This is a genomic window from Paracoccus sp. (in: a-proteobacteria), from assembly GCF_046462195.1.
GTDB lineage: Bacteria > Pseudomonadota > Alphaproteobacteria > Rhodobacterales > Rhodobacteraceae > Paracoccus.
In genome coordinates this window covers 1-7,004 of sequence record NZ_JBKGUN010000187.1, presented here as the reverse complement: position 1 = coordinate 7,004, position 7,004 = coordinate 1, and the positions used below count along the sequence as shown (strand labels likewise).

Annotated in this window: 4 protein-coding genes and 1 pseudogene; all 5 read right to left on the bottom strand. The window is 60.0% G+C overall.

Annotation, left to right across the window (positions count from 1 at the left end; all coding sequences use genetic code 11):
• Window positions 1-532 precede the first annotated feature (532 nt).
• The gene (locus ACLHHB_RS11635) at window positions 533-1,540 is read right to left on the bottom strand and encodes a zinc-dependent alcohol dehydrogenase family protein (RefSeq protein WP_410218446.1); all 1,008 of its coding nucleotides are present in this window, start codon (window positions 1,538-1,540) and stop codon (window positions 533-535) included.
• Between the two features lie 184 nt (window positions 1,541-1,724).
• On the bottom strand, window positions 1,725-2,381 hold the full coding sequence (gene trhA / locus ACLHHB_RS11630; protein WP_410218445.1) for a PAQR family membrane homeostasis protein TrhA: 657 nt from the start codon (window positions 2,379-2,381) through the stop codon (window positions 1,725-1,727).
• Between the two features lie 271 nt (window positions 2,382-2,652).
• Window positions 2,653-3,612 (bottom strand): aldo/keto reductase, encoded by a 960-nt coding sequence (locus ACLHHB_RS11625; protein ID WP_410218444.1) that lies wholly within the window; start codon window positions 3,610-3,612, stop codon window positions 2,653-2,655.
• A gap of 665 nt (window positions 3,613-4,277) precedes the next feature.
• The gene (locus ACLHHB_RS11620; protein WP_410218443.1) at window positions 4,278-5,174 is read right to left on the bottom strand and encodes a bestrophin family protein; all 897 of its coding nucleotides are present in this window, start codon (window positions 5,172-5,174) and stop codon (window positions 4,278-4,280) included.
• Between the two features lie 1,586 nt (window positions 5,175-6,760).
• A pseudogene (locus ACLHHB_RS11615) lies at window positions 6,761-7,004 on the bottom strand (sensor histidine kinase); the annotation flags it as partial.

The window sequence follows — 7,004 nt, the reverse complement described above, 5'->3', positions numbered from 1 at the left end:
GGCATAGCGCATGTTCATTTTGCACGCCAAGTAGATGCGTCTTCGCGGACTTTGGTGGCGTGAGGGCACCGCAACCAACTTTTATCAAACATCATTCGGCCCGCTCCCAAATGGGTGCTATGCTGTCTGGCCCTGCGCTCCGCCGACCAACGCAAGCCCCCTTTCCACAAGTCTCCCCTTGAGGTCCTCAAGACTGCTCCTCGCTCCTGCAGTGCACAGCGCGTCGGCGATGGCGTCACAAAAATTTTCCGGCTTGCCCGTGACCGCCACGCCGCTTGCCGCTTTGCTTCCTCTGCCGCAGCAAGGCCGTTGAAGGAACTCCTCTTCTCCGACACCGCCGCCTCCTGATGCTGCTCAAAGCTGCAGCAGCATCCGCAAGGGAAAGACTAACCGGGCAATGGAGATCGGGAGCGCCAAAGCCCCTGATAAAACTTCCCCTACGTGAAACCGCGGGTTCTGCCGGCGCCGGAGCAGGCGAAAGATCAGCAGCGCTTCAGATAGCTGCAATGGGAAGGCGCAGGCAGTTCTCCCTCTAGATAGCCAGAACAATCTTGCCGAAATGCGCGCCAGATTCTTCATGACGGAAAGCCTCGGCGATCTCATCAAGTGGAAAGCTGCCATCAATCACAGGGCGGATGCCAGTAACCTCGAGAGCGCGCACGAACTCCTTTTGCATGGCGCGGCTGCCAACGATCAGACCTTGTAGACGCTGCTGCCTCGCCATCAACGCCGTTGTCGGCACCTCCCCCGCAGCGCCAGTCAGTACGCCGATCAGCGAGATATGCCCGCCGATCCGGCACGCCTTGATCGACTGCGGCAGGGTCGCGGGTCCGCCCACTTCGATCACATGATCAACCCCGCGACTATCCGTCAACTCTTGGACACGAGCGCCCCAATCCTTTTCGGCCTTGTAATTGATCGTATGGGTAACACCGAGTTCCCGCAGCCTTGCCAGCTTGTCGTCGGAGGACGAGGTTGCAATGACCTTGGCGCCCATCGCAATTGCCAGTTGCACCGCAAAGATCGACACACCGCCAGTCCCAAGCGTCAGAACCGTCTCGCCCGCTTTGAGGCCACCGTTGACGACAAGCGCACGCCACGCTGTCAGACCGGCGGTTGTCAGCGTGGCAGCTTCGGCGTGGCTGTATCCCCTGGGAGCTTTGGTGAACCAGTTCGCCTTGCGGACCACAACTTCGCAAGCGTAGCCATCCACCCCATCCCCGGGGGCGCCCGAAAAATCGGCAACTGGCGGCGGTCCGTCGGACCATTGGGGAAAGAAGCAGGAAACGACGTTATCCCCTTCCCGGAACTCGTCAACATTTTCGCCCACAGCCTCGACGACACCCGCACCGTCGGACATCGGCACCCGCCCATCCTGTGTCGGCATCCGGCCGGATACGACACCATAGTCGTGGAAGTTCAGCGACGACGCATGGATGCGGACGCGGATTTCCCCGCGTCCGGGTTGACCCGGATCGTCGAGGGTGACGACCCGCAGGCGGTCCAGCCCGCCGGGTTGCTCGATCTTGACAGCTTTCATGGGCAATCCTTTCTGCCACAATGCGAAACGGCTTTCTATTGTCTTATCACACCCGCAGGCTTGGTTGAACGCCTGGCGCTGTGGTCCGGTAACCAGCATCGGCATACGGGTTTGTTGCGCTTGCTTCAAAGAGGAAGACCGAGAACTGCTGAGCGGTGACAGTATCCGGCAGCCGGTTGAACGATCAGATGCGCTCCGGAACGTGCACGGCGACGGCTGCAAAGAAAACTGCGCTCGCGACAATGACAAAGATGTGCCAGATCGTTCGGTGAAACGGGAGGCGCGGCCACATGTAGAAGGCAAAGCCGGCAGTGTAGAGCAGTCCTCCGCCCAGGATAAGGGCAAAGACCCGTGGCGGCATCTCTCCGAAAAGGGTGCCGCCCGCAGCCGCCCCTGACCAGCCCATGACAAGATAAAGGGCAATGGCCGCTCCGCGCCAGCGGTCCGATGCATAGCTCCGGAGCCCGGCGCCAAGGGCGGCACAGGTCCAGATCCAAGTCAGGAACCAGCCCGTCGGATGGGGCGAAAGCAGCGCGAACGCGGTATAGGTGCCCGCAATCTTCAAGTAGATGGCGGAGTGGTCGAGCCGGCGCAACACGTCGCTCCACCTGTCGGGATGGGCCATGTTGTAGAGGGTGGAGCACAGGATCATGGCAATCAGCGTGGCGCCATAGACCGCGACCCCCGCGATGACGGATGCCTCGCCGCCAAGTGACCATGTCCGGATGAGCAGGACTGGGACGGCCAGCAGAGCGGCCGCCAAGCCGATCGCATGCACGATGAAATCCGAGACGACCTCGGAACGGCTGTAGCCGACGCGCTGCGGCAGGCGGAAGTTCATTGCAGAGCCCTTGAGCAACTTTGATGGAAGGTGGCGCCGCCTCCACCTTATCGGGTTCGCATGGCGTTGGGGCAAATGCAAAGCAACACCTTGGGAACTGACGAAGCGTCACCCGGCGTCCTCAGTTTCCACGGCCTCCTAGGGACGGATCGGGCTTCTGATCGAAAAGAGGGCCGGGAAAGGCTATGACCCAGGCAGATGAAGCCTTACCCTGTCACAGGTCATCGGCGCCGGAATGCATAAGATCTCGCGACAGATGGACCAAAGAACTTCAGCAATAACTTTCCACGAACGCCATCTGATGATCACCGTAGCGGCCGCCATGTGCAAAACCTGCAGGAAGGATACGTTCCATTTCGGCGATATCAGCGGGTTCGAGATCGGCAATCTGCCAGTCGTGCAGGTGATCGGCCGTGCGCGTTCCCGGGATCGGAATGATGTGATCCCCCTGCGCCAGCACCCAAGCCAATGCCGCACCGGGGACCGTCCAGCCTCGCTCTGCACAGAGCTTGCGAAACGGCGCGATGACGGCCAGATTTGCGGAAAAATTCGGCTCGATGAAGCGCGGGTTGGTGTCGCGAAAGTCGATGCCTTCGCGAAAGTCCCGCTTCAAGGGGACACGACCGAACATTCCGCGGCCCAAGGGAGAAAAGGCGACGAAAGCAACGCCAAGCTCGCGGCAGGTCTGGATCAGGCCCAACTGAGGCAGCCGCGTCCAGAGAGAAAATTCGTTCTGGACGGCAGTCACGGGATGCTCGGCGTGGGCGCGACGCAAGGTCGATGGTGCAATTTCGGACAGGCCATAGCCGCCGATCTTTCCTTCCTGCACCAGCTTTGCCATTGTTCCGGCCAGATCCTCGACCGGGATGTCAGGCTGGCGGCGGTGGATGTAATAAAGCTCCACATGCTCTCGCTTCAGCCTGCGAAGCGACTCTTCAAGGCATTGACGGATGTGGGGCTCATCATTGCGCACGGTCCGTGGCGGCCCGTTGACGATGCCGCACTTCGTGGCGAGATGCACATCCCGCCGCCCCCATTTGCCGATGATCTGTTCCGACACGCCCATGCCATAGATGTTGGCTGTGTCGAAATGGCTGATGCCGGCGTCTGCCGCCGCTGCAAGACAGTTCAGCGAGGTCGCTTCATCTGTTGCGCCGAACATCCCGCCAAAGCTCATCGCACCGAATCCGATGGCGCCGACGTGGCGATTTCCCATCCGTCTTTGTTCCACCTGTGCCTCCTGAGCCGCGGTGCGGCAGAGAAGCGCGCCCCGTCCCACCAGTCAAGCGAAAGCGCCCAGATCATGGCGTGGAACAAGCTGGGGACCTGCAGTGCAACATCATCTGAGGACATGGCAGGCATTCTTTCAACATCGTGGGTTCAGAATGCCTGGATTGGCCGGGGGCGGACAACGGAGGGGCAGCGACACGCGCAACCACTGTGCAAAGCATCCCCCTTTGGCGATCGGTGGCATAAGGATATGTGACCCCGAAGCTGCCGCACATGCTTGTGACCGTATTACGAAGGTTCCCGCGGCAATGGCGGGCCACATGAGAGCAAAAAGATCAACCCAGCTCGATGTCCCGCTGCTGTTTCTTCACGGGATTTTCCACCTCGACCTGTGCGCTATCCGAATGCATGAAAGCCTTTGCCTGCCGACTTTATACCGTTTTGCCCAAACCCAGAATTCCGGTACAAGGACCGGATAGACGCCCGGATCTGGGTGCGTTGAACATCATGCGCAGTCATCATCTCCTCCGTGGTTGGATCCTTCGGGCAACTCGGGGCATAGGCAATGACATATTCGAAAGAAAGTGCAGCATGCGTTGTTGCAGTGTTCAAGCCGTCACACCCTGACCCTCGAGCGCCGCGTTGCCGCATGCACCTTTTTTCCTTTCACGTCAGGACATAATCCTGCGGAACCGGCATCGGAGGCAGGTCCGTCTCGCCCATGGCAGCGCGTAGGTGGATATCGATCATCGCTGCATAGGCAGAGATCGGAAGGCTGTTCGGCATCAGGCCGAAAGGCTCCTCAAGTTCCTCCCCCAATGCGTCGAGGCCAAAGAACGTATAGGCGACGAGCATGACCGCGAGGGGCGTTGACCACCCCAGAAGATCGGCAAAGCCGAACGGCAGAAGAAAGCAGAACAGATAGGCCGTGCGGTGCAGCAGCAGCGTATAGGCAAAGGGCAGGGGCGTGTTGGCCAGTCGTTCGCAGCCGACCAAAGCCTGTGTCAGCCGCCCGAGGCTCTCGTTCACGGCCAAGGCCTCGACCGGAGCAAGGCGGCCTTGGCGCAGCAGGCGGCCAGTGAGAGCGGCGATCCCGTGCAGAATGCCGTCTGCGGGGCCGAGAGAAGCGCTTGGCGTGTCCGGAGTCTGCTCTCCCTTCCTCTGCCGCAACTGGCCAACGGCGGCACGGCCAAATGCGATGGTTGCCGTGAGGATCTCCCTGCGCTCCCCAGAGGTTTCCCCCGGTCCCTCGTCCAGAACAACCGTCTGTCGGGCTAGGTCTCGCGCGGACTGGATGATCAGGCCCCAAAGCTTGCGGGCCTCCCACCAGCGGTCATAGCAGGCGTTGTTCCGAAAGCTGAGGAAAATGGACAGCGCGATGCCGATCAGCGTGAACGGGGCAGGATTGATTCCGGGAACGATGTCGGGGGCTTGGCGATGCGCGGCCACGACGATCAAGGACAGCACCCCGACGGTAGCCAGCTGCGGCCAAGTGCGCAGGATGATTGATCCCTTCACGACAAAGAACAGTGTCAGCAGGCTCGGGCGCGAACGGACAATCATCGGGCAGTACTTTCAAGCAAACGAAGGCAGGCCTGTCCAAGGCCAGTGCCCGGACGACCATGATCCTGATTCCCGAGGCATTATCAACCACAGTATCTTGGCAGGTCTCACGAAATTTTAGGCGGCATTCTTCAACAGGGTCGGTGTCGAGGTGGCTTGTCCTTGAACGCGGCGACATGCGCGTTCCCGGGACTAACAACGGTGAAGACCATTCGCACCATCATGAACAGATGCGCCATATTCACGAAAGGGTGCGCCTTTCGCGGTCATCAAGCGGCCCTTTCGCGTGAGCAGAACTAAAGGGCGGGATGAGGTGTCGGCATGTTTGTTGCCGGCAAGGGATATGGATCATCCGGCGCACCTGCCGCCGGTTGATCCGTCCAAGTGGCGAAGCGCCAGAGGTTTGTGAGGAACGGCAGCCGCACTGGGTGCAGCAGTTGTTCCCGTCCGTTGCATCATCTGGTTGGAAAGCGTTGCTATCTGTTTTGAGAGCGGTGGCGAGTGCAGCATGAGCATGGTGTAGCTTGGCACCGGATGCCGCAAAACTTGTGGCTTGCTTGCCCCGCCGGAAGATTGACCAGATGCCTTGAAAATGACCTTCAACCGGCTCCCCTCACCGGTGGGCGCCAGTCTTTGTCCCAGTCTTTATTTGCATGATGGACACGTGGATCTCATGCAGTGTCGCGGGCCGAAGACGCGGCTCCAATGTCTTTTGCGGCACACTCACCTGCGCCCGGTGGCGCGGCAGCCGGGTCTTGCAGCATGAAGCAAGCAGTGCCGGACGACCCGGTGCTGGTTCCGCACGGGCTGTAAGTTGTTTTGGGCGCGACGCAAGGAACAGGAGCCTGCGCCGAGTGACCGACAAAAGAGGAAGTGCAGGAGCCTGCCTGCGTCATGGTGCAGGCCTATGACGGCTATGGGATGCTCCTGCCGGCCCACGACTACGAATACGACAATTAGGCGTGCCTCGAGAGGGAAAACGGCTGCGCCGTCGTGGATGGCTGCGTGGGAGGTGGATCCAAGCCCTGATGGCACTAGGGCAATCGCTCGAACCCTTCCATATATCTCTAGGACTATGCGCAGCGGCATGGGATCTGGTGGCGCGCGGTTGAAAGGTGGCTGCTCGCTGCCGTTATCGCGGCGCTTGTCTAGGTCTTGGCTGCAGTCAGACCCACATGGGTACGGCCAAGCTACTCTTCCGGTTCGAAGTAGGCTCCCTTGGATCGAAGAATAGGACGATCCTGAGGGAGAGAATGCCGCCTGTGTTGGAAACTGCCTGTCTCTTCATCAGGAAGATCGCCGCCAGACAAAGATCGTCTATATCCTTTGAGCGAGGCTGGACAAAGGATTCCGCGCACGCCCGCCGCTCACCCAAAAGCTTGGGCGGCAGGCCATAGGCAGTGGTCGCCGTGCTAAATGACAACGCTATGGTCCGGTTTGACCCAAGGGAAGACCTGATAGCGCCGTTCCCTCGCGCACAACCGGATTGCCTCATCATTGGAATGTCAAGGCGTGCTCAATGTGTCGGTAATACCAACGGCACTGTCCCCAATCAGGCCGCATCGGTCCATCAGTTCGGGGCGTGTTCAGCCGAGTTTGGAAGAACTTGCCAGTATGATGCGCAGGTCTGACCGTAAGGTAAAGATCACCCCGGTTGGGGGATAGCTAACTTGAGCGTCGCCCCCCAAGTCAGACGTCAGCGCCATCATCAAGCGTGAGCCAAACCCTTCATGAGCGGGAGGAGTCACGGAAGGTCCGCCGGATTCCTGCCATGTCAACTCAAGCAGGTTGTCGACCACGTGCCAAGAGACGCTCACCTGTCCAGTATCA